23 protein-coding genes are annotated in these 22,985 nt (G+C 58.6%); 16 read left to right on the forward strand and 7 right to left on the reverse strand.

The genetic code is table 11. The annotated features are described in order from the left end of the window. Nucleotides 1–396: 396 nt before the first annotated feature. Nucleotides 397–780 carry a VOC family protein gene (locus tag QP941_RS08785; protein ID WP_284868734.1) on the reverse strand — a complete coding sequence of 128 codons (384 nt, stop codon included), beginning with the start codon at nt 778–780 and terminating at the stop codon, nt 397–399. 149 nt (nt 781–929) lie between these two features. Between QP941_RS08785 and dapB the strand changes: the two genes are divergently transcribed. The 7 genes from dapB (at nt 930) to QP941_RS08820 (ending at nt 11,074) form a co-directional block, all read left to right on the forward strand. Further along, complete coding sequence (gene dapB, locus QP941_RS08790; RefSeq protein ID WP_239277506.1) at nt 930–1,676, forward strand: 4-hydroxy-tetrahydrodipicolinate reductase; 747 nt, start codon at nt 930–932, stop codon at nt 1,674–1,676. A 3-nt stretch (nt 1,677–1,679) separates the two neighbouring features. Continuing rightward, nucleotides 1,680–2,426 (forward strand): FAD-dependent thymidylate synthase, encoded by a 747-nt coding sequence (gene thyX, locus QP941_RS08795; protein ID WP_150851383.1) that lies wholly within the window; start codon nt 1,680–1,682, stop codon nt 2,424–2,426. Between the two features lie 56 nt (nt 2,427–2,482). Continuing rightward, entirely contained in the window at nt 2,483–3,391 is a 909-nt protein-coding gene (gene dapA / locus QP941_RS08800) for a 4-hydroxy-tetrahydrodipicolinate synthase (RefSeq protein WP_284814092.1), read from the forward strand. A 2-nt stretch (nt 3,392–3,393) separates the two neighbouring features. Then, a complete protein-coding gene (locus tag QP941_RS08805) occupies nt 3,394–5,544 on the forward strand; it encodes a ribonuclease J (RefSeq protein WP_284868695.1) in 2,151 nt (716 codons plus the stop codon). Between the two features lie 58 nt (nt 5,545–5,602). Then, nucleotides 5,603–6,238 carry a TIGR03085 family metal-binding protein gene (locus QP941_RS08810; RefSeq protein WP_284868696.1) on the forward strand — a complete coding sequence of 212 codons (636 nt, stop codon included), beginning with the start codon at nt 5,603–5,605 and terminating at the stop codon, nt 6,236–6,238. Nucleotides 6,239–6,456: 218 nt separating this feature from the next. Continuing rightward, nucleotides 6,457–9,783, forward strand: a complete 3,327-nt coding sequence (locus tag QP941_RS08815) for an FtsK/SpoIIIE family DNA translocase (RefSeq protein WP_502869210.1) — start codon at nt 6,457–6,459, stop codon at nt 9,781–9,783. Between the two features lie 169 nt (nt 9,784–9,952). Then, the gene (locus QP941_RS08820) at nt 9,953–11,074 is read left to right on the forward strand and encodes a TerC family protein (RefSeq protein ID WP_284868698.1); all 1,122 of its coding nucleotides are present in this window, start codon (nt 9,953–9,955) and stop codon (nt 11,072–11,074) included. On the opposite strand, the gene QP941_RS08825 is transcribed toward QP941_RS08820, so the two are convergent. Beyond that, nucleotides 11,071–11,358: a YciI family protein gene (locus QP941_RS08825; protein ID WP_204608652.1), complete on the reverse strand. Its 288-nt coding sequence runs from the start codon at nt 11,356–11,358 to the stop codon at nt 11,071–11,073. The genes QP941_RS08820 and QP941_RS08825 overlap by 4 nt on opposite strands. A 59-nt stretch (nt 11,359–11,417) precedes the next feature. Between QP941_RS08825 and pgsA the strand changes: the two genes are divergently transcribed. The 4 genes from pgsA (at nt 11,418) to QP941_RS08845 (ending at nt 13,940) form a co-directional block, all read left to right on the forward strand. After that, nucleotides 11,418–12,002 (forward strand): CDP-diacylglycerol--glycerol-3-phosphate 3-phosphatidyltransferase, encoded by a 585-nt coding sequence (pgsA, locus tag QP941_RS08830; protein WP_239277515.1) that lies wholly within the window; start codon nt 11,418–11,420, stop codon nt 12,000–12,002. A gap of 7 nt (nt 12,003–12,009) precedes the next feature. Then, entirely contained in the window at nt 12,010–12,507 is a 498-nt protein-coding gene (locus QP941_RS08835) for a CinA family protein (RefSeq protein WP_284868699.1), read from the forward strand. Nucleotides 12,508–12,533: 26 nt separating this feature from the next. Further along, complete coding sequence (locus tag QP941_RS08840; protein ID WP_005325127.1) at nt 12,534–12,896, forward strand: helix-turn-helix domain-containing protein; 363 nt, start codon at nt 12,534–12,536, stop codon at nt 12,894–12,896. A gap of 183 nt (nt 12,897–13,079) precedes the next feature. Beyond that, entirely contained in the window at nt 13,080–13,940 is an 861-nt protein-coding gene (locus tag QP941_RS08845) for a PspA/IM30 family protein (protein ID WP_005325125.1), read from the forward strand. Between the two features lie 78 nt (nt 13,941–14,018). On the opposite strand, the gene QP941_RS08850 is transcribed toward QP941_RS08845, so the two are convergent. Genes QP941_RS08850 through QP941_RS08860 form a run of 3 tightly spaced genes read right to left on the reverse strand, consistent with a single transcriptional unit; the run spans nt 14,019 to nt 15,906 of the window. Further along, the gene (locus QP941_RS08850; RefSeq protein ID WP_005325123.1) at nt 14,019–14,639 is read right to left on the reverse strand and encodes an energy-coupling factor transporter transmembrane component T family protein; all 621 of its coding nucleotides are present in this window, start codon (nt 14,637–14,639) and stop codon (nt 14,019–14,021) included. A gap of 11 nt (nt 14,640–14,650) precedes the next feature. Then, a complete protein-coding gene (locus QP941_RS08855) occupies nt 14,651–15,343 on the reverse strand; it encodes an energy-coupling factor ABC transporter ATP-binding protein (protein WP_284868700.1) in 693 nt (230 codons plus the stop codon). Then, the gene (locus tag QP941_RS08860) at nt 15,343–15,906 is read right to left on the reverse strand and encodes a biotin transporter BioY (protein WP_284868701.1); all 564 of its coding nucleotides are present in this window, start codon (nt 15,904–15,906) and stop codon (nt 15,343–15,345) included. Before QP941_RS08860 ends, QP941_RS08855 begins: the two co-directional genes overlap by 1 nt. Nucleotides 15,907–16,069: 163 nt before the next feature. Between QP941_RS08860 and QP941_RS08865 the strand changes: the two genes are divergently transcribed. The 5 genes from QP941_RS08865 (at nt 16,070) to QP941_RS08885 (ending at nt 20,516) form a co-directional block, all read left to right on the forward strand. Continuing rightward, nucleotides 16,070–16,285: a DUF3046 domain-containing protein gene (locus tag QP941_RS08865; protein WP_239277525.1), complete on the forward strand. Its 216-nt coding sequence runs from the start codon at nt 16,070–16,072 to the stop codon at nt 16,283–16,285. A 182-nt stretch (nt 16,286–16,467) separates the two neighbouring features. Further along, the gene (gene recA, locus QP941_RS08870; protein ID WP_284868702.1) at nt 16,468–17,604 is read left to right on the forward strand and encodes a recombinase RecA; all 1,137 of its coding nucleotides are present in this window, start codon (nt 16,468–16,470) and stop codon (nt 17,602–17,604) included. A gap of 49 nt (nt 17,605–17,653) precedes the next feature. Continuing rightward, nucleotides 17,654–18,256, forward strand: a complete 603-nt coding sequence (recX, locus tag QP941_RS08875; RefSeq protein ID WP_284868703.1) for a recombination regulator RecX — start codon at nt 17,654–17,656, stop codon at nt 18,254–18,256. 45 nt (nt 18,257–18,301) lie between these two features. Continuing rightward, nucleotides 18,302–19,864: a tRNA (N6-isopentenyl adenosine(37)-C2)-methylthiotransferase MiaB gene (miaB, locus tag QP941_RS08880; protein WP_284868704.1), complete on the forward strand. Its 1,563-nt coding sequence runs from the start codon at nt 18,302–18,304 to the stop codon at nt 19,862–19,864. A gap of 22 nt (nt 19,865–19,886) precedes the next feature. Further along, the gene (locus QP941_RS08885; protein WP_284868705.1) at nt 19,887–20,516 is read left to right on the forward strand and encodes an Rv2732c family membrane protein; all 630 of its coding nucleotides are present in this window, start codon (nt 19,887–19,889) and stop codon (nt 20,514–20,516) included. A gap of 14 nt (nt 20,517–20,530) precedes the next feature. Here the strand turns inward: QP941_RS08885 and QP941_RS08890 are convergent, their stop codons facing one another. Both QP941_RS08890 and QP941_RS08895 read right to left on the reverse strand, forming a co-directional pair. Continuing rightward, a complete protein-coding gene (locus tag QP941_RS08890) occupies nt 20,531–21,661 on the reverse strand; it encodes a GNAT family N-acetyltransferase (protein ID WP_284868706.1) in 1,131 nt (376 codons plus the stop codon). Then, complete coding sequence (locus tag QP941_RS08895) at nt 21,661–22,965, reverse strand: DUF349 domain-containing protein (protein ID WP_284868707.1); 1,305 nt, start codon at nt 22,963–22,965, stop codon at nt 21,661–21,663. Before QP941_RS08895 ends, QP941_RS08890 begins: the two co-directional genes overlap by 1 nt. Between the last annotated feature and the right edge of the window lie 20 nt (nt 22,966–22,985).

The raw sequence follows: 22,985 nt of genomic DNA on the forward strand, positions 1-22,985 counted from the left end.
ACCAACGCCCTCACACAAACCGGTAGCATCAAACCAAACTAACCATCATCGTTGCAACGACCCCTAGAATCCGCCCCGCCGCTGAGGTACTGCGCGGCGCAGAAGTAGTAGCGGGCGTAGCGGAGGTGGTCTGTACTTCAGCAGTGTCGGTAGTTGACTCAACCTCACTAAAAGCCGGCGCGTCTGCCTGCGTGGTGTCTTCAGCGGAACAAGCGGCAAGTGCTAACGCGCATCCTGCGCTGATGGCCACGGCGATAGTGCGAGAGAAAATTGAGGGAGACATATTCATCACTTCCTTGGTGCGTACCGTGTTGTTACACCCATTCTACTGGGGCAGATGGGACGGACAGTAGGAAGTGATGCAATTGTTAACCTGTGTGAGAAGGAAGGGTACGGTTACTTCTTCAGTTCCACCAGCTGAATAAGGTTACCTACGGTGTCATCGAAAACAGCGATGATGGACGGGCCAATATCGGTGGGCTCCATGGTGAACTTCACGCCCTTGTCACTGAGCTCCTTATATGCGGTTTCCACATCCGCGGACAGGAACTGCGTGACCGGAATACCGTCGGCCTTGAGTGCTGCGGCGTAGTCTTTGGCGGCGGGATGGCCCTTCGGTTCCAGAAGCAGCTCGGTATTTCCCTCACCTTCAGCATTGGTAACGGTAAGCCACCGGAAATCGCCGTGAGTTACGTCATCCTTAACTCGGAAGCCAAGGGTATTGACGTAAAAATCGTGAGCGCGGGCAACGTCGTCTACAGGAACGGAAGCGATATATATCTACATGCTTGCCATTCTAGGGAGAATGAGGGGGGCATCGTCGAAGGGGGCAAGTCCATTCCAAGGAAGGTGAAGAATTGTGCAACCTCCATGCGCGTTAGGATGGGGAGAAAAGTACTACCGATGTGGCTGAAGAAGGAGAACACACCATGGCTATCAAGGTTGGCGTGCTAGGCGCCCACGGGCGCGTAGGTCAGGCAATCGTTGAAGGTGTCAACGCGGAAGATGACCTAGAGCTGGTGGCAGAAATCGGTCGCGATGATGATTTGCGGCAGCTTATCGACGCCCACGCAGAGGTCATCGTGGACTTTACCCAGCCAGATTCCGTAATGGGAAACCTTGAATTCTGCATCTCCCACGGAATCCACTGCGTGGTGGGAACCACCGGCTTTGATAAGGATCGCTTGGCTCAGGTAGAGGAGTGGACCAAGCAGGACGGTGCCGGCAATGTCCTCATTGCGCCGAACTTTGCCATTTCTGCAGTTCTCACCATGGTGCTAGCTAAGCAGGCTGCCAAGTTCTTCGAAACGGCAGAGGTAATTGAGTTCCACCACCCAACCAAGTTGGATGCGCCGTCCGGTACTGCGATCCATACCGCTGAGGGAATTGCCGCCGCCCGCAAGGAGGCTGGTCTGGGTGACATGCCGGATGCTACGGAAAAGCAGCTCGATGGTGCTCGCGGCGCCACTGTCGATGGCATTCCGGTACACGCGGTTCGCACCCGTGGCATGGTGGCACACGAGGAGGTCATCTTTGGTGCTCAAGGTCAGTCGCTGACCATCCGCCAGGATTCCTATGACCGCGCGTCGTTTACTCCGGGCGTGCTGGTGGGCGTGCGCCAGATTGCAGATCACCCGGGCCTAGTCGTGGGCCTCGACAAGTACCTGGGGCTTTAAGCCATGGCTAAAGCAAGTGAGCTAGATATTCAGCTCATTGCCGCAACGCAGTTCCACGCCCCGCAGGGCGTGGAGTGGCACGCGGATGACTCGGCCTCTGATGGGGAAGCACTCGTCGAGTTTGCTGGACGGGCTTGCTACGAGTCCTTTGATAAGCCAAATCCTCGCACGGCAACTAATGAAGCCTACCTGCACCACATCATGGAGGTAGGCCATACTGCGTTGCTCGAGCATGCCACAGCCACGATGTACATCACAGGGCTGTCGCGTTCGGCGAGCCATGAGCTCGTGCGCCACCGGCACTTTTCCTTCTCGCAGCTCTCCCAGCGCTTCGTCCACCCGGAGGAGACCGAGGTGGTCCTGCCTAAATTGGTGGCTGAGGACGAGCAACTTAGCCGATTGGTAATGCAAGCGGTAGATGAGACTCGCTTTGTCTACGATGAACTGCTTAGCGCACTAGAGGAGAAGCTGGATGAACCCAACGCGCTCCTCCGCAAGAAGCAGGCCCGCCAGGCGGCGCGTGCCGTTCTTCCCAACGCCACAGAAACGCGCATTGTTGTCACCGGCAACTATCGCGCGTGGCGTCACTTTATTGGTGCTCGTGCCGCCGAGCAGGCCGATGAGGAGCTCCGCCACGTTGCGGTGGAGTGCCTGAAACTGCTGCAAAGCAAGGCCCCAGTGCTGTTTGATGATTTCAACATCACCACTCTGGCTGATGGAACCCAGATGGCGGCAAGCCCCTACGCCTAACACGCGCGTGACCCCGATGCGGCTAATTGCAAGCCAAAAGGGTAATCTTGACGGCTATGAGCACAGGTATGACAGCAAAGACTGGCGTCGACACCTTTGGACGCATCGGCGTCGCCATGGTCACCCCGTTTGACCGTGACGGTGCGCTGGACGTTGCAGCAGGTCGTCGCCTAGCAGCTCATCTCGTTGACAATGGCGTTGATTCGCTCATCCTAGGTGGAACCACCGGCGAATCACCGACCACTTCAGTTGAAGAGAAGCTGGAGCTGCTCAAAGCCGTAAAGGAAGAAGTAGGAGATCGCGCAAAACTTTGCGCCGGTGCCGGAACGAATGACACCGCAACCTCCATTAAGTTGGCTCAGACCACCGCTGACGCGGGGGCAGACAGCTTGCTGGTGGTAACTCCGTACTACTCCAAGCCATCTCAAAAGGGCGTTTACGAGCACTTTGCCGCAGTCGCGCAAGCCACGGATCTGCCGATCTGTGTCTATGACATCCCTGGCCGCTCGGGCATCCCAGTGGCGCCGGATACCCTCCGCCGCCTTGCGGATTTGCCGACCATCCAAGCCGTAAAGGACGCCAAGGGCGACCTTCCTGCGGCCGCAGAACTCATCCAAGAAACCGGTTTGGCCTGGTATTCCGGTGATGATCCGATTAACCTGCCGTGGCTTTCCCTCGGCGCTTCTGGTTTCATCTCCGTCATCGGCCATGTTGCACCGCGTGCCTTGGTAGAACTTTATGAAGCTTTCGACGCGGGCGATATGGCCCGCGCCCGAGAAATCAATGTCACTACGCTCCTTCCGCTAACCCATGCGCAAGCTCGGTTGGGCGGAGCGACGTTTGCAAAGGAAGCCCTGCGCCTGCAGGGCATCGAAGTTGGCGATACCCGTCTTCCTGTCACCGCTGCGAGCGAGGAGGAACGCGAGGTACTTCGCCGTGATCTGGAACAATCTGGAGTCCTCTAAGAATGAATGAACCCCGTAACCGTTCCCGCAAGGTGACCCGCAAGGCGGGCCCACCGGCGGAAAACGAAACCGCCTCCAACGAGGCGGCTTCGCCAGTTTTCCAAGCCCCAGCAACTGATGCGGGCAATTCCGCACAGGATAATTCCGCGAAGGGCGACAAAGGCAATTCTGGCAAGAAGAATTCTTCCGACAACAACAATGATGGCGGCAGCAATAATCGTCGCTCCCGTTCCCGTGGCAGCCGCGGCCGTGGCCGTGGTGGAAACGGCAACGGCAATGGCAATAACCACGGTGGAAACAATAACCACGGCGGCAAGAACGGCAATGGCAACGGAAAGAACGGCAATGGTAAGGGCCGCGGCCGCAATAACCGTGGCCGCCGCAACGTGCCCAAGTCTATGCAGGGTGCGGATCTGACCAAGCGCCTGCCGGAGCCACCGAAGCAGCCGAAGGATGCCCTGCGCATTTACGCTCTGGGTGGTATCTCGGAGATCGGCCGCAATATGACCGTCTTCGAGTACGGCGACGACCTCATCATCATCGACTGTGGTGTGCTCTTCCCATCTTCTGGTGAGCCAGGCGTGGACCTCATCCTGCCTGACTTTGGCCCCATTGAGAAGAAGATCCACAAGGTCAAGGCCCTCGTCGTTACTCACGCGCACGAGGACCACATCGGCGCTATCCCGTGGCTGCTTAAGCTGCGTCCGGATATTCCCATCGTTGCTTCCCGCTTCACCATCGCGCTTATTGCTGCAAAGTGTAAGGAGCACCGCCAGAAGCCGAAGTTCGTCGAGGTTAATGAAAAGTCGGACGTAACCTACGGTCCGTTCCGCGTACGCTTCTGGGCCGTCAACCACTCCGTGCCGGATGCCTTGGGCATCATGCTGGGAACCCCAGCCGGCAATATCATCCACACCGGTGACATCAAGCTGGACCAGACCCCGCTGGATAATCGTCCAACGGATCTCCCAGCCCTGTCCCGCTATGGTGACGAGGGTGTTGACCTCATGCTGTGTGATTCCACCAACGCCACGGTCCCTGGTGTATCGGCATCTGAAGGCGATATTCCTGCCAACTTCAAGCGGCTCGTCGCCGGCGCTAAGCAGCGCGTAATCTTGGCGTCCTTCGCCTCCAACGTTTACCGTGTCCAGGCCGCCATCGATGCTGCCGTGGCCAACGGTCGCAAGGTGGCCTTCAATGGCCGTTCGATGATGCGCAACATGGAAATCGCGGAGAAGATGGGCTTCTTGAAGGTTCCACGCGGCACCATCATCCCCATCGATGAGGCCGCCAAGATGGCTCCGCATAAGACCATGCTGATTACCACCGGTACGCAGGGTGAGCCCATGGCAGCACTGTCGCGTATGGCCCGCCGTGAGCACCGTCAGATTACCGTCCGCGATGGCGATACCATCATCTTCTCTTCCTCGCTCATTCCGGGTAACGAGGAGGCCGTTTACGGCGTCATCAACATGTTGTCCCAGATCGGTGCCAACGTTATTACCAACCAGGACGTAAAGGTCCACGCTTCCGGTCACGGTTACGCTGGCGAGCTCCTCTTCCTGTACAACGCAGCGCGCCCGCGCAACGCGATGCCGGTGCACGGCGAGTGGCGCCACCTGCGCGCCAATAAGGAACTGGCTATCTCCACCGGTGTGGACCGCGACCGTACGGTGCTGGCACAAAACGGCGTCGTCGTGGACCTGCGCAAGGGTCGCGCCGAGGTCGTAGGCCAGATGCAGGTGGGCAACCTGTACGTCGATGGCGTTTCCATGGGAGATGTGGATGCCGATACCTTGGCTGATCGCACCAACCTGGGTGCCGGCGGCGTGGTTTCTATTACCTGCGTGATTGATAACCGCACCTCGCGCCTGCTGGAGCACCCAACCGTATCTACCACAGGCTTCTCCGATGATGACCGTGGCATTGTGCCGGAGGTTGCGGAGATGGTGGAAAACACCATGAACGATCTCGCCGCTGAAGGGGAGAACGATACCTATCGCATGGTGCAGAAGCTGCGCCGTAAGGTATCCAAGCTCATGGATTCCAAGTACAAGCGCGAGCCGGTTATCCTTCCGACCATCGTGCCGACCAACTCCGGCCCTTTGGTTACCGATGAAGAAGACGTTGACGCTTCTCGTGAGTCCCTGTAAGTAATACGGGTTCCTCGCGCTAAGTGAGACAAAGCCCCAGCATGCCAGTTAGCTCGGTATGCTGGGGCTTATGTCGTTTTCTTCTGCTGAGCGCGCCAAGATGGTCGCGCTATTTCATAAGCTTGGCCCCGATGCCCCAACCTTGTGCGAGGGCTGGACAACCCGCGACCTAGCCGTACATTTGTGGGTGCGGGAAAATCGCCCAGATGCAGCCGCCGGCATCTTCGTTAAAGCATTTTCCGGCCGGCTTGAAAAGGAATCACGCAAGGTAGCCGAACGCGACTTTGATGAGTTGGTTGATGACTGGGGGAGGGGACCTGCTGCCTATAACCCCGTCCGGTTCGTGGATGCACAGCAAAACTTTGTGGAGCACTTTGTTCACCACGAGGATATTCGCCGGGCTAATGGCATGGGCCCACGCGACTTTTCGGCGCGCATCAAGCAGCAGATGCATGGCTACCTAAAGCCCTTGGCCAAGTTGGCTCTGCGCAAATCTGAACGTCCGGTCATTGTGCAGCCGGAAGGATTGCCGCGAATCGTTGCCGCAGATACCCATGGCGTGGCGGATAAGGGCGATGCCGTGGTCCGCGTTTCGGGCGAGGTGGGCGAGCTCATCCTCTGGTCCTTCGGGCGTGATGCTGCTGAAGTGACGGTAGAAGGTAATGCCAAAGCTATCGTAAGGTCAAGCCTTTAATATTGATTTAGCTATCACTTTTATGTCGTGGGCCGCGCGTGACGTGTGTGCCGACAGTTTAAAGGGGGCAGGTGCTAGGGAAACGCGTGTGGCTAATGTGATTTGTGGGGTAGCCCGGTTAGAGTAGAGGCATGTCTGTCAAAAATGCCTCTTCGCGCGGAACGCGCCGAAAGTCGAATCGTTCCCGGCCGTCGGGCCGCAGCCGGTCCGGTGCTGGCATGCCGGAAACCTTGGCTATGACGTCTTCGCATCGGCGCGCGGCGGCGACCTCGCAGGAGCGTACGGGTAGTGCGTTCCGGGCCGTCGGCAAGGGCTTGGGCGTTGCCTTTGGTGCCACGGCCCGCGGCATGGGAAATATGGCGCGGGGTGTAAGCCATGGCGTGGCCGGGCTCAAGCCCAGGGAAGACGTATATGACACCGAGGAGTACGAGACGACGAGGGAGCCGGAAGAAATTTCTGCACGCGGGGAGAAAAAGAAGAAGAGCAAGGTTACTCGGGCGCGCGATGTAGCCGCGGAAGAAGAGCTTTCTACGATGGAAGCAAGCGAGGAAGAATCACGCGGTATTCAGGTGAAAAATCCTGATGCGGTGGCACTCGTTCTCATCGGCATTGCCATCGTGCTCGCTGCTACCGTCTGGTTTGGCGTTGCTGGCCAGGTTGGCGCCTGGGTGGGCAATATCGTCCGCTATGTCATTGGTGCAGGCGCCTGGGTGCTGCCGGTGGCACTGGTGGCCTTGGCCATTTCCTTGATGATGGATATCTCCGGCCCAGCGGGGCACTTTAAGCCGCGCATTGTGGGCGGTATCAGCATCATCGTCCTTGCCATGCTCAGCTTGATCCACATCTTTGCTGGCACCCCTGAGCTTGGCTTTACCCCGGACAGCGCCGGTGGTGCTGGCGGTGTAATCGGCTACGCTATCGGCGGCCTTCTGGAGACGGCCTTTACCTCTTTCGTCGCAGTGCCATTGCTTTTCCTCGTCATTATTTACGGCGCCTTGTTAGTCACCGGCATTACTATCCGCGAGGCCTATGAGTTGGTGGCTGATGCCATAACTGCGGCCTTCTCCCGCTTTGGTGGTACGGATGAAGACTATTACGACGAAGAGGGCGATGACCTCTACGGCCACGTGACTGGCGATATTGATGACATCGCGGAAGGCCGTGAGCGCAGCGAGCGCCCAGCACGACCTGTGGCCAAGCGTCGTTCCTCTGAGCGTGGTGGTAGCCTGCGCGCTTTCCGACGCCCCTCTGAAGACCCCGCCCCGCGTGGTTCTTCTTATCCGGTGGATTCCCCTGCTGCAGCAGAGGAGGAACATGCCACCCGCGCCTTTAGCACACCGACGCGTGGCGGCTTCCAGTCCGTGTCTAACGCGGCTGAAAAGCCGGTCTCTCGTGACATTGGCGATACCGATGAGATCCCGGTAGTAGAAGACGCCGCTGCGTCGTCATCGGCACAACCGGACTCCGGGGAGCCGGAAGCAACCCGAGTGCTGGGCACTACTCGTCAACGTTCCACTTCTCCTTCTACTCGATCGGCTACGGCAGCGGGTGCTGATGCTGGCACCGCCGCTGGTAGCGCAATTGGCTCGGCCGCTGGTGCGGCTGCGGGCGCCGCGGGTGCTGCGGGAGCAGCAAGTGGCGCAGCAAAGACTGCTGCTGCGGGTGCTGCCGGTGCCGCTGGCGCTGCAGCGGCCGGTGTAGCTGCAGGCGCTGCTGGATCTGCGGTGGAAGGAGGCGCTGATGCAGTCTCGTCCGCGCACGAGAAGGCCCGCCAACTCTTCCGCGAGCGCTCCGGACGCGACGCTACGACCGGTGCACAGGTGGACTCCACCGAGCCTGCGGCCGAGGCCGCAGGGGAAACGGGTACTTCTGCTGCTCCTGCGCCGTCCGCGCAGTTTGGCAATGAGAACTACGCGGTTCCCACCACAGACCTGCTGACCCCGGGCACTCCGGCCAAGGAGCGCACGGAGATTAATGACCGCATCATCGAGGCCATCACCGATGTCTTCGAAGAGTTCAAGGTCGATGCCCAGGTAACCGGCTTTAGCCGTGGGCCAACAGTGACCCGTTATGAAATCGAGCTCGGACCAGGCGTCAAGGTATCGAAAATTACGAACCTGCAGTCCAATCTGGCCTACGCCGTGGCCACGGACAATCTACGCTTGCTCACGCCTATCCCCGGCAAGTCGGCCGTCGGCATTGAGGTTCCGAACCCAGACCGCGAGATGGTGCACCTGCGCGAGGTGCTTGATGCGCCAAGCATGACCAGCTCACCGGATCCCATGCTCATCGGTTTGGGCAAGGACATCGAAGGCGAATACACCTCGTTCTCGGTGCAAAAGATGCCGCACTTGCTCGTCGCCGGTGCTACCGGTTCCGGTAAGTCCGCTTTCGTCAACTCCATGTTGGTCTCGCTGCTTACCCGAGCCACCCCTGAGCAGGTTCGCCTCATCTTGGTGGACCCGAAGATGGTGGAACTTACCCCGTACGAGGGCATTCCGCACTTGATCACGCCCATCATTACCCAGCCGAAGAAGGCCGCAGCAGCTCTGCAGTGGCTGGTGGAGGAGATGGAGCAGCGCTACATGGATATGAAGGCTGCTCGCGTGCGCAAGATTGAGGACTATAACCGCAAGGTGGTCTCCGGCGAATACCAGGCGCCGGCAGGCTCCGAGCGCGAGGTGCGCCCGTACCCGTACATCGTCTGTGTCGTCGACGAGCTGGCGGACCTGATGATGACCGCGCCAAAGGAGATTGAGGACTCCATCGTCCGCATCACCCAGAAGGCGCGTGCCGCCGGAATTCACCTGGTGCTGGCAACCCAGCGCCCGTCCGTTGACGTGGTGACCGGCCTGATTAAGACCAACGTGCCTTCACGCTTGGCCTTTGCGACGTCCTCACTGACGGACTCTCGCGTTATCTTGGATCAGGGCGGCGCGGAAAAGCTCATTGGTATGGGCGATGGCCTCTTCATTCCGCAGGGCAAGCGTCCTGTACGTATGCAGGGCGCATTCGTCTCGGATGATGAAGTCATGGCGGTTGTCGATGCCGCCAAGTCGCAGGCCGCGCCGAACTACACCGAGGGCGTGACTGAAGAGAAGCAATCCGAGGCCAAGCAGGAAATCGATGAGGAAATTGGCAAGGACATGGACGACCTCCTCGAGGCCGTCGAGCTGGTGGTCACCGCCCAGTTGGGCTCGACCTCGATGTTGCAGCGCAAGCTGCGCATCGGTTTTGCCAAGGCCGGCCGCCTCATGGACCTGATGGAATCTCGTGGCGTCGTCGGACCGTCCGAGGGCTCCAAGGCCCGCGAGGTCCTAGTGAAGCCGGAAGAGCTCGATACCATCATCTGGATGATTAAGGGCGCCGATCCTGCCGAAGCCCCGAAGGAGATTCAGGAGGAGATGCAGCAGCAGGAGCAGGAGGAAGCTGCCGCTACTTCCGACGCCGATTCTTCCGCAAGCGCCGATTCCTCCCCGCAGGGCGATGCCGGCGACACCCGTACCGTTCAGGCGACGTATAACCCTTCGACAGGCGCCTTCTAAGATCGTGTAAGGTTGGACGGGTCTTGGAGGGGAGTACCCCATCCTTCGGCATCGATCGTCAGCACGGTAGCATTACGCTCCCGGTCGTGCCGGCCCGGCGGAATTTAGTTCGCCGGGCGGGGGAGACCTCCGGTCAATTTGTTGTATCTTCGACCGGAGGGATGTACCAATGCACGTGCCATTGTGGATCTGGGCGATTTCCATCGTCGTCATTCTTGGATTCTTTGTTTTTGATTTCTACTCCCACGTGCGCACCCCGCACGAGCCGACGCTGAAGGAATCCGGGTTCTGGACCCTATTCTATGTCGGTACCGCTTTACTTTTCGGTGCCGGCGTGTGGGCCATATGGGATCACGAGCACGGAATCCAATACCTCACGGGTTACGTGACAGAGAAGGCGCTCTCCGTAGATAACCTCTTTGTTTTCGCGCTTATCATGGGCGCCTTCAAGATCCCGCGGAAGTACCAGCAAAAGGTCTTGCTCATCGGTATCGTCATCGCTTTGGCATGCCGCCTAGTGTTTATCCTTTTAGGTGCTGCGGTCATCGCGGCGTGGTCCGATATCTTCTACCTGTTCGCGATATTCCTTATCTACACAGCGATCAAGCTCATCGTCGATGAGATTCGGGACGCCCCCGAAACCGATCCCAATGACATGGGCATCATCAAGCTGATCCGCAAGGTAGTCCACGTCACTCCGCGCTACCACGGCGATAAGCTCACGCACCGCGTGGAAGATTCTTCGGGCAAGCGTAAATTCGCGTTCACCCCGCTATTTATCGCGTTGGTGTCCATTGGTCTTATCGACGTGATGTTTGCCTTTGACTCCATCCCAGCCATCTACGGCATTACCTCAGAAGCGTTCCTGGTCTTTACCACCAATGCCTTCTCCCTCATGGGCTTGCGTCAGATGTACTTCCTGCTGGATGGCCTATTGGATCGCTTGGTGTACCTGCCCTATGGTTTGGGCATCATCTTGGGCTTCATCGGTGTAAAGCTCATGTTCCATGCGCTGCATGAGAATAACTTGCCGTTTGTAAACGGCGGCGAGAACGTGGAGTCCATCCCAGAATTTTCCACTATCACCTCACTTATTGTGATCGTGGGCGTCCTAGTCATTACGGTTATCGCCTCGATTATTAAAAACAAGCGCGATGAGAACCAAGGCGGAGTGCCCGTATCGCACAATCACTTCGACTGGGACGAGGAAGGCAATAAGATCGTCCGCAACAAGAAGGGCGAATTCTTGGGCAAGGCCGAAGACCTGCCCAAAGAAGAGCTACCACACTAGAAGCGGGCGTTGACGGGATTCCATTCGCGGAAGCTGCGGCCGGTGATGCAGCCGGCCTGGTAGAAGGGGTCTTTGTCCATGAGGGCGATGGCGTCGGCGACCACGGCGTCGTCGGCAAGCCCCACGATGATGAGTGCGCCGCCCTTGGAATCCGTCAACGGGCCAGTGGCAATGATGGTGCCCTCCTCAAAAAGCTGCGCGGTAAACTCGCGGTGCGCGGGGCGGGCCTTAGCAATCTCAGGATTATTGGGGTTGTAGTCGTAGCTAACAGCAAAATACTTCATGCTTCGCATTTTAAAATGCAGGGGCATCCAAGCGCAGGCCCTTGGTGCTAACAGGTAGTATGTATAACGTGAATCAACCCGGAACACAGTCAGCGCAATCCTCGGATGTGAATCCGCAGGTGTCCAATTGGAACCTGCCAAATATTCTCACCAGCCTGCGCATTCTTTTCATTCCGGTTTTCGCATGGCTGGTGATTGCTGGTCATGATTGGTGGGCTTTTGGGCTATTTGCGGCCTTAATGCTGACAGATAAGCTCGACGGGGACATCGCACGTGCCCGTGGCCTTATCACCAATTTTGGCAAAATCGCTGATCCCATCGCGGATAAAGCGCTTATGACTACCGCATTGGTGTGCCTCAACATCATTGGGGTACTGCCAGTGTGGATTACCGTGGTCATTCTCATCCGTGAGTTCGGTATCACCATCTGGCGTATGGTTTTGTTGCGCCGCGGCAAGGTCGTTCCTGCTTCGAAGGGCGGCAAGCTGAAGACTGTATTGCAATCCTTGGCAGTCGGGCTGTATCTGTGGCCCTTGCCGGAGTGGATGAACGTTCCTACTTTCCTGGTGATGCTCTTGGCTGCAGTGGTGACCGTGGTTACCGGCGTTCAGTACCTCATCGACGGCAAGAAGCAGAATAGCTAGGTAGTTCATGAGCTCCATGGCGGCCCGCCTCGTATCTGAACTCACCGAGCGCGGCGAAACTTTGTCCTTTTGTGAGTCACTTACTGCTGGGTTGGCCAGCGCCACGGTGGCTTCCGTCCCTGGAGCTTCGGCTGTGTTGCGCGGAGGGCTTGTAACATATGCCACCGAGGTGAAATCCCACTTTTTGCACCAACCGGTAGCCGATATCGAAGCAGCCGGTGTGGTTTCTGGGGAGACCGCCCTTGCAATGGCGCGCGCGGCGGTGGCAGAAACCGCTGCGGACTGGGGGATAGGCCTTACCGGGGTGGCGGGACCAGACCTACAGGAAGGCAAGCCGGCGGGCACGGTTTATATCGGAATTTTTTCTCCTAGCGGAGCCAGTTTTTCGCAGCAGCTGTCCGGGTTGGGGAAAGAGCGAAACGAAATCAGAGAGGCCACGGTCGCAGCCGCCTTGCGGCTCCTGGGCTCAACTTTGGAAGAAAATCCGGCACTGCGGGAACAATAACGAGACAAGGAGCGTTGACCATAGTGATGAACACTTCTACTGCAGTCCTCGAACACCCGGTAAACGGCGCTGTTGCACCAGCGGCGCCCGCCACTGCTCGTACCCCTGAGCCCCTTTTGCGTGAGGCTCTTGGGTTGACGCTGCGCGCCTTCCGCGCGGACAAAGGAGTGACCCTGCGCGAATTGGCCGGAGTGGCCCGCGTATCGCCGGGTTACCTGTCAGAGCTCGAACGCGGCCGCAAGGAAGTCTCCTCTGAGCTTCTTGCGTCCGTGTGCCACGCGCTGGATTGCTCGGTGTCTGATGTGCTGATTGAAGCGGCTGGTTACATGGCCCTGCCCTCCATGGATGAGGAGCTTGCCCATACGGCACCTGCCGCATCAGAGCTTTAGCCCATAGCGGTCTATGTCAACAGCCGGCCTATTCTCTTGCGAGGAAGGTCGGCTGTGGTGGTTAAGGGGGGCGTCGGCAAGCGCCCGCGACCGCGGGGAGTGCAAGCGGTGGAAACAGCGCTTCGCTAGTATAAACAGCAGAACATTACGCACATTTTTAACCTAGAAAGGTTGAAGCACACCATGGCGAACCCATTTGTTAAGGGCTGGAAGTACCTGATGGCTCTCTTCGATAATAAGATCGAGGAAAACGCCGATCCGAAGGTGCAGATCGAGCAGGCTATTGAAGATGCTCAGCGCCAGCACCAAGAGCTTTCTCAGCAGGCAGCCGCCGTGATTGGTAACCAGCGTCAGTTGGAAATGCAGCTTAACCGCCGTTTGGCAGAGGTAGAAAAGCTGCAGGGCAATGCTCGCCAGGCTCTGGAATTGGCTGATCAGGCCCGTGCCAAGGGCGATGAAAATAAGGCCGTGGAGTATGAGAATGCGGCAGAGGCCTTCGCCGCCCAGCTGGTTACGGCTGAGGAGTCCGTGGAGGATACCAAGAAGCTGCACGACCAGGCACTACAGCAGGCAGAAAAGGCCAAGAATGCGGTTCAGCGTAATAACGCCGCGCTGCGCGAAAAGGTCAATGAGCGTTCCAAGCTGCTTTCCCAGCTGGAGCAGGCAAAGATGCAGGAAAAGGTCTCTGAGTCTTTGAACTCCATGAACGAGCTGACTGCCAATGGCAATACGCCGTCTCTGGATGCTGTGCGCGATAAGATTGAGCGCCGTTACTCCAAGGCACTCGGCCAGGCTGAGCTTGCTGAGAACTCCGTGGAAAACCGCATGGCCGAGGTACAACAAGCTGGTATTCAGATGGCCGGTCATTCCCGCTTGGAGCAGATTCGCAGTGAAATGAACTCTTCTAAGTCCGTGGAAGGCAATAAGGCCCAGGCCATTGAGGGCAATAAAGCGTCCGGCTCTGCTGCCGACAACGCTGCTCAGCCCGGCAGTGCCAACAACGATGCTGTGCAGGCCCGTCTGCGTGAGCTGCGTGGGGAGTAAACCCCGACTGTCTTTTAAATAGTTATCGCCTCCCTCGGCCATCATGTGGTGGTGCAAGGGAGGCGATAACTTTTGCTGCTAGTCGCCGACGCCGCGGGCTTGCAAAGCCTCACCCATGGCGCGCGCTCGCCGGATGGAGCGAATGATAACCGGGGTGCCAAATGCGAGCGGGGACATCCCGGCACCGCGCGCTTTGCGGGCATCTAGGACTTCATAGACGGTTTCAAACATCAACGGGATGAGACGAATAGTCAGTGACATAGCCAAGCTGATGTTTTCTACCGGTATTCCGAGTCGCTTTAGGGGCTGCAGCGACTCTTCCAGCGACTCCATGATCTCATCGACCGTGGAGGTCAGCGTGAGCAGGAAGGCAGCCATCATAGCGGCGAAGACATTGAGGAACATCACCGCCGCATAGTCGAAGTCCTTTGCCCACCATTGAAAGCCTGCCAAGGGAACCAGGAAAAAGAGTGGCGGCCAGATCTGACTCCACGCGATGCCCAGTGGAATCCGGGCGCAAGCATAGAGAAAGACGACGAAAATGACACCGCCTGCTGCCCACGGAATGGACTTGAAAAAGATGCTGGTGACCAGGATAAAGACTAAGAGGAATGCGATCTTCCAGCTAGGTTTGATGCGATGAACAAAGCTGGTGCCGTCAACATAGACGGAAAGTGGGAGATTGGTGCGTCGTTGCATGAGAATTCTCCCTACAGCGGCCGCTGGGCCATGAGGTCTTGGTAAAAATCTATGACCTCCGCCGGCCGGCCATCCGCGGCGATGCGGTGGTCATCGATGCAGATGACTCGATCAAAATCGCGCAGAAAGTCCAGATCGTGCGTCACCACAATTAGTTGCTGTTCTAGTCGCGCGAATTCTCTTTTGATCCGATCGCGGTTACGTAGATCGAGCAGGGTAGTGGGCTCATCAGCGATGATGAGAATCGGGTCGATGACCATGACCGCTGCCAGCGCGAGGAGCTGCTTTTGTCCGCCGGAGAGTGTATGCGGTGAGCGCTCAGCAAATTCGGCGAGTCCGAAGCGCTCGAGGGCAGCATCCACGCGAGCGATGCGCTCGTGTTTGGGCAGCTTAAAGCGGCGGAGCGAAAAGGCGACGTCATCGCGCACATTGGGCATGACAATCTGGTTTTCGGCATCCGAAAAGACGAACCCCACCTTTTCGCGTACCTTTTTGCCTTGCTTGGCGACGTCCATCTGGTCCACCGTCACCGTACCTTCACTAGGCTCGCCCAACCCATTAATGAGCCGGGTCAAGGTGGATTTCCCGCCACCATTCTGGCCGATAATGCCAATGCGCGGTTCAGTGAGGGTGAGGTTGATGTCTTCAAGCACCACGGTGTCATCAAAAGTCACCGAGACCGAGGAAAATTCGATCGTGGGCACTAGGCGGCCTTTCGTCCCATCAGATCGGGGAAGGCCGAGTGAACACCGAGAGCGATGATGACGGCAACGACAAGCTTTCCGGCATCGACAGGGATGAAGGGCAATTGGGCGGCGAAGGCTGGACCAATTTCCAAGCCAGAGCGGATCATGAGACCAAAGGCGCCGCAGATGTATTGGACCGCAAGGCCGGCAACGGCAGCAATGGCAAGTATGACCGCCATGCCGCCCTTGTTCTTAGGGGAGCGGTAGGCAATTGCGCCTGCAACTGCTGGCGAGAGAACATAGCCGATGATGTAGCCTGCGGTCGGGCCTGCCAGCGCGCGCAGCGTGGTACCGCCACCTGCCAGAACTGGGAGGGCGAGCCCCAGGAACAAGAAGAGTAGTCCCACGTAACCGCCGCGCTTGCTGCCCAAAATTAGGCCGGCGAGGATCAGCGCTGCGTTTTGCAGCACAATGGGCACGCCGGCTGAACCGACGGGGATGGATACGAAGGCAAGGACAATGACGAGAGCGGTAAACACGGCAACATAGGCAATGGTGGTTGCCAGAGAGTTCTTTTTCATGCTCAAGAGGTTAGCACTGCATGAAAACTGCAGACAATTGAGGGTTTTGAACGGTGTTCACCCGGGGCTGATAATTGCGAGCCAGAGCTATGGCGGCGGGCTCCCAATCGAGGCTTCTTAGCCCGCTGGCGCCTGTGTTTAAGCGCTGAGTAGGATGGCGCGCATGCGATTGACCGAGTATTACCAGCTCATTAAGGACGAATTTGGCGAGTCTAAGGGAAAGTGGATTAGCCACTCCCATGTCTTGCCAGACCTCGGGGCAACGCCTGATGAGCTTATCGAACGCGGCGTCGATCCGCGTCGCGTCTGGCTGAGCCTGTGTGATGACTTTGATGTACCGAAGGAGCGCAGGTTGGGAGTCGATTACCCGACTTTATAGCGCCGTCGAATTTGACGGACTGGCGTGTTCACTTTCAAAATTCGAACAGATGTATGTAATATGGCGGAAGTGTCGATGCAGTCGTCTACAGTGGGATGGCGTTGACGGAGGGAACCGTTTGAGTTCCACGGCAGTCTAATAATGCGTTAGTACATCGTCGTTAAAGATAAGGATGAAAGTTAATGGCAACCAAAAAGAAGTCTTCTTCTGCCGACTCTAAGGGAGATGACCGCCAAAAGGCCCTCGATGCCGCGATGGCCATGATTGAGAAGGATTACGGCAAAGGCGCTGTGATGCGCCTGGGTGATGACAACCGCCCACCGATTAAGGCCATTTCCTCCGGTAACACCGCAATCGATGTCGCTCTTGGTATTGGCGGTTTCCCGCGCGGGCGCATCGTAGAGATTTATGGCCCGGAGTCTTCTGGTAAGACCACTGTTGCGCTGCACGCTATTGCATCCGCGCAAAAGGATGGCGGCATTGCCGCGTTTATTGACGCCGAGCACGCGCTCGACCCGCAGTATGCTCGTCTGCTTGGCGTGGATACCGATAACCTCTTGGTTTCCCAGCCAGATACCGGTGAACAGGCCTTGGAGATTGCCGATATGCTGGTGCGCTCCGGCGCAATCGACATCATCGTTGTTGACTCCGTAGCTGCCCTTACCCCGAAGGCGGAAATTGAAGGTGAGATGGGGGATAGTCACGTCGGCCTTCAGGCCCGCCTGATGTCGCAGGCGCTGCGCAAGATGACCGGTGCCCTGTACAACTCCGGGACCACCGCTATCTTCATTAACCAGCTGCGCGAAAAGATTGGCGTGATGTTCGGCTCGCCAGAGACCACCACCGGTGGTAAGGCGCTCAAGTTCTACTCTTCCGTGCGCTGCGATATCCGCCGCATCCAGACCTTAAAAGATGGCCAGGATGCCATCGGTAACCGCACCAAGCTCAAGGTTGTAAAGAACAAGGTCTCGCCACCATTTAAGATTGCCGAGTTCGACATCATGTATGGCGAGGGCATTTCTCGCGAGTCGTCCATCATTGATCTTGGTGTCGAAAACGGCTTCATCCGCAAGTCCGGCTCCTGGTTTACCTACGAAGGCGACCAGCTGGGCCAGGGTAAGGAGAAAGCGCGTAATTTCCTGAAGGATAACCCGGATCTGGCCAATGAAATCGAGCAGAAGATTTTCCAGAAGCTCGGTATCGGCGAGGCCGCGGCCGAAGGTGAAGAGGGTGCCGCGATGGACGTTCCTGGAGCCGATGATCCATTGACCGACGAGTCCGTTGGTCTCGTTCCAAACGTCGATTTTGATGACGACTAAAACGTCTAACCCGTCCCCACACACTCCGCGTACCATTTGAATCTGCATCATGAATCAGCCCGCTCCCGAAAAGCTCGCCAAACTCCGTCAGGTCCTCGAGGCCTATGAGAATGGAGCGGCAGGGGGCGGGCTTTTTGATCGAGAGGCAGAAGAGGCCAAGGCCAAGGTCCGCTTTCGGGCGCTGGGTCTTTTGGACCAGCGTTCTAGGTCCCGGAAAGAGCTCTATGACCGTCTAGTAAAGGCCGAGTTTGAGCCAGATGTCGTTGAGGACGTGCTAGATGATTTAGCCCACGCGGGGCTGGTGAATGACGCAGCTTTTGCACATGAGTGGGTGCGCCAACGGCATAAGCGGCGCGGCAAGTCCAGCTCGGTTCTCAATAGGGAATTGCGGGAAAAGGGCGTGAGTGAGGCTGACCGTGCTGAGGCTCTCGAGCAAATCGACCCTGCCGATGAACAAGCTATGGCACAGGCCCTTGCGGAAAAGAAGGCCCGCTCCATTAAGTTCGTACCGGAGGATCGCAAGGAGCGCGACAAGGCTCTACGCCGCATCGTGGGAGTGCTGGCACGCCGTGGCTTCAATGAAGGGATGTCGCTGCAGATTGCAATCGCGGCGCTTGACGCGCGGTGCGCGGAGCTGCGCGCAGAGGACTGATACGGCCAAGGCAGGGCAGCACCGGAATGGCCAAGTCCGGCAGTTATGAGATGCCTAGCTTCATGGCTAAACTATGCCGACGTGGAGCAGACAATCGCAGATAACCGTACTTATGAAGTCCGAACTTTCGGCTGCCAGATGAATGTGCACGATTCGGAGCGCATCTCTGGTCTCTTGGAGGAGGCCGGCTACGCGGCCGCCGGCGAAGGTGTGGAGCCCGATCTCATCGTCTTTAATACCTGCGCCGTGCGCGAAAATGCCGATAAGCGGCTCTACGGCACCTTGGGTGCCTTGAAGAAGACCAAGGAAGATCATCCCGGCATGCAAATTGCCGTGGGCGGTTGCCTGGCGCAGAAAGACAAGGACACCGTCCTAGATAATGCCCCGTGGGTTGATGCTGTCTTTGGCACCCACAATATGGCGGCCCTGCCGACGCTGCTGGAGCGCGCCCGCCACAACGATGAAGCCCAGGTGGAAATCGTTGATTCCCTCGAGGCTTTTCCGTCGGTCTTGCCAGCCAAGCGTGAGTCTGCCTATGCCGGCTGGGTTTCTGTTTCCGTAGGCTGCAATAACACCTGCACCTTCTGTATTGTTCCTTCGTTGCGCGGCAAGGAAGAGGATCGCCGGCCTGGCGATATCTTGGCCGAGGTTAAAGCCTTGGTGGACCAGGGCGTATCTGAGGTCACCCTGTTGGGGCAAAACGTCAATGCTTATGGCGTTAATTTTGCCGATCCCGACATGCCACGCGACCGTTTCGCCTTTTCTAAGCTGCTGCGCGAGGTAGGCAAGATCGATGGTCTTGAGCGCCTGCGTTTTACCTCCCCGCACCCAGCGGAGTTTACTTCCGACGTCATCGATGCCATGGCCGAGACCCCGGCCGTGTGCCCGCAGTTGCATATGCCGCTGCAGTCTGGCTCCGACAAGGTCCTTAAGGACATGCGCCGTTCCTACCGCACTAAGAAGTTCCTGCGGATTTTGGATGAGGTACGGGAGAAAATTCCCCACGCCGCAATCACGACCGATATCATCGTGGGCTTCCCAGGCGAGACCGAGGAAGACTTCCAAGACACCATGGAGCTTGTGCGCCGCGCTCGTTTTGCTTCGGCCTTTACCTTCCAGTATTCACCGCGTCCGGGAACCCCGGCTGCGGAAATGGAGGACCAGATTCCCAAGGAGGTCGTCCAGGATCGTTTCGAGCGTCTCGTTGCCCTGCAAGACAGCATTCAGGCAGAGGAAAACAAGAAGCTCATTGGTACGGATGTGGAGCTTTTGGTGCAGGCCGAAGGCGGCCGCAAGAACGATGAAACCCACCGCATGACCGGCCGCGCGCGCGATGGCCGCCTGGTGCACTTTACCCCGGTTGATTCGGACGGCACGGATATCTCGGCGGAGATTCGCCCGGGTGATGTGGTGCATACCCAGGTCACCGGTGCGGGCTCCTTCTTCTTGCTTGCCGACGCCGCCGTGACCTCCCACACCCGCACCAAGGCCGGCGACATGTCTGCTGCCGGCGAAACGCCTACCACCGCACCCATCGGCGTCGGTCTGGGTTTGCCGTCGATTGGCAAGCCCGCGGCGGCCGAATCCGGCGATTCTTGCGGTTGCTAGCAGGGGAGTAGGCTAGGGAGCCATGACTGAGGAACATTCGACCACCGCAGCCCACAATGCAGCTAACGCTGAGCGTAGAGCAGCACAAACAATGGACCTCGGCGGTCACAAGGTGACGCTGAGTATTGCAGTGGTGGTCTATATCCTCTACCTGATTTTGCCCTACGCCGGTCCAGCCCATGGTTGGGAGGCCTTGACGTTCGGCACCACGTCGAGTGGCGTGAGGATTTCCATCATGGAAACCGTCTCCGCGTGGCTCGCGCTCATTGGGTTGGGCATTCTTACTCCGGTGACGCTGTTCACCCGTCGCGCTACGCCGGGGCTCATCGCGTGGATGTTGGTGACGGTGTCCTTTTTCGCCAACCTATGGGGCTTCTGGTTCCGTGGTTCTACCGCTGATGGGGCGACGCTGGGAATGTGGGTAGGAATGCTGGCTACCTTCCTAGCATTTCTGGCCTATAGCATGGTGGCACTGCGCCGCAGCCCAGAGCAGAAGGCTGCCGAAGCCCGCGTGCGCGCCACCGCCGGACAGCTCGATGAGGTGGGCGAATTCCAATCCAGGATAGACGCGTCACCGCGGCAGGAGCCACTGGTGGACAATCGCCGCAAGCAAGCCGCCGAACGCCATCGCGCCCAGCGCGGCGAGCAGTAGGCCTACCACCGTCACTAGTCCCGCAGCCGCAACTCCCACGCAGAAGAGCGGGAAAGTTCCCGGGCGCCCAGGCTGCGATAAATGGCATTCATGGCCGCGTCCTTGGCGGCAACGGAACAATAGCAGCGCCGTACCCGCGGCCAATAGCGCGCCACCTCATGCAGCGCTGTGAGCTTGGCTAGCTGCGCAAGTCCGCGGCGTCGGTGCGGGCGATCGGTTACAGTCAGAGTCCACTCGCATACTTCAGGATTCGCGTCCTCGTGCCGAGCCATTTCGGTCAGTGCGAGAATGCTCCCGTCCTCGGCGGTGAGTGCGATAAGAAGCGTGTGCCCGCGACGTGAGCGCAGCCGGCTGTGCGCTTCGCGCAATCGGGCACGCGTCCACGCGATGGGCTCCACCGTCAGATCACCAGTTTCCGCGTCTGTGGACGCTAGGCTAAGCAGCCGCATGACCTCGTCGAGGTAGCCCTCAGGGATGTCGTAATCCGGCCAGACTCGGGCCGTGATTCCCGCTGGGAGCAGTGCTGCCACAGGGCTTTCAGGGATGTCCATCACCAGCTGGTGCTCCGCATGCCTCTGCGTAAATCCCAGCTCGCGGTAGATGCTGCCCATAGCGTCGTAGTCTGGGTCCGCGCCCGGCGGGTGCAATAGTCCCACGTGCGCTACGGTGCGGCCGAGTTTCCGGGCCAGCTCCAGCGCCTTTGCACCCATCCACTCGGCAACCTTGCGCCCTTCCTCATCCAGTTGCTCGCCAGGAAGGGGCAAATCACACAGCACGCATTCAATCTCTGCTGCCTCGCGCTCTTCCAACAGCGGCAGGCTAATGTGGATGAACCCGAGGTAATCCAGCTCCGGGCTCGGCTCCACCGAGGGGATAAGCGGCAGGCCAAGATCAGAAACCTCACCAAGGGTGGAGTCGCCGTCCACTACGGCAAAGAGATAGGTCTGTGATTCGCTAGAACCCTGCAGACGCTGGACCACACGGCCCGGCGACGTCGATGCCGCGGCATCGCCGCTGGCTTCTTGGGCCGCCAAGTTGGCCCAAAAGACGAAGCTGCGAATACAGTCCGCAGGTTCGCTGGGCTGGGCGTGAGCGGTAGGCGAGTGCGCCGGCCGCGGTGGCCGCGCAATGTGGACGAGGTGCACTACTTGTCATTGACGGCGTTAGCGGCGGCGTCGGCAAAAGCCTGCCACTGTTCAGCCTGCGCACGCAGATCAGCGGCCTTTTTCGCATTGCCCTTGGCCTCAGCTGCCTCGGCTTGGGAGTTAAACTCATCGACCTTGGCCTGGAACTGTGCCACGCGTGCTTGCGCCTCTGGGTCGGTGCGGCGCCACTCGGACTTTTCTGCCTCGGTGACGCGCTGCTCCAGCGCCTCAATCTTGGACTCGTACTCGCGCACCTGCTTGCGGGGAACGAAGCCAATTTCTTCCCACTTTTCCTGCAGCTCGCGCAGCTTGGCCTTCGCACCCTCGATGCCCTTGGACGGGTCGATCTGCTCGTCGTATTCCGCGATCAAGGCGTCCTTGGCCTTGGCATTTTCTGCAAACTCGCGGTCGCGCTCGTCATTGACGGCATTGCGGGCATTGAAGAACTTGTCCTGGGCGGCGCGGAAGCGGGCCCAGAGCTTATCGTCCACCTCGCGCGGGGCGCGGCCGGCGGCCTTCCACTCGGTCATCAAATCGCGGTAGGCGCGGGCGGTGGGGCCCCACTCGGTGGAATCCTGGATGGCCTCGGCACGCTCGACCAGTTCTTCCTTCTTCTTGCGGGCAACCGCACGGGCGCGGTCCAGCTCGGCAAAGTGGGAGCCACGACGGCGATTGAAGGAGTCGCGGGCGCGGGAGTAGCGCTTCCATAGGGCATCGTCGGTCTTGCGGTCAATGCCCTTAATTTGCTTCCACTCTTCTAGGATGGCGCGGATGCGGTCACCAGCGGCCTTCCACTCGGTGGAATTTTCTGCGATGTCTTCTGCTTCCGCCGCAAGCTTCTCCTTGGCAGCAATAGCTTCCTCGCGGCGGCGCTCCTTATCGGCCTGCGCCTGCTCGCCGGCTTCTACCGAGTGCTCAATGACGGCAACAAGGCGGCGGTCAAGTGCTGCGATATCACCGATGACCGCAGCGGTAGGCAGGGTGTCGCGCAATTGCGCTGCGGTCTTTTTAATGCCAGCGGCCTCGCTGGGGTTGGCGCGCAGGCGAGCCTCGAGCAGTTCAATTTCGGTGGAGAGATCGTCGTAGCGCGCGCCGTAGTGCTGTAGGCCCTCCTCGGGGGTGCCGGCCTGCCATTCGCCAATCTTGCGTTCGCCCTCCGGAGCGGAAACGAAGACGGAACCATCCGCGTCGACGCGGCCCCATTTAGCCGGGTCGTTCTTGCTTGGTGCCTGCACGGGAACAGGTTTTGCGGTGGGGCGAGGGCCCTTCTTGGGCATGGAACCTGGGGTAGGGATGGGAGACATGACAAGCCCTCCTATGCATA

Source organism: Corynebacterium sp. MSK150 (assembly GCF_030229215.1).
Lineage (GTDB): Bacteria > Actinomycetota > Actinomycetes > Mycobacteriales > Mycobacteriaceae > Corynebacterium.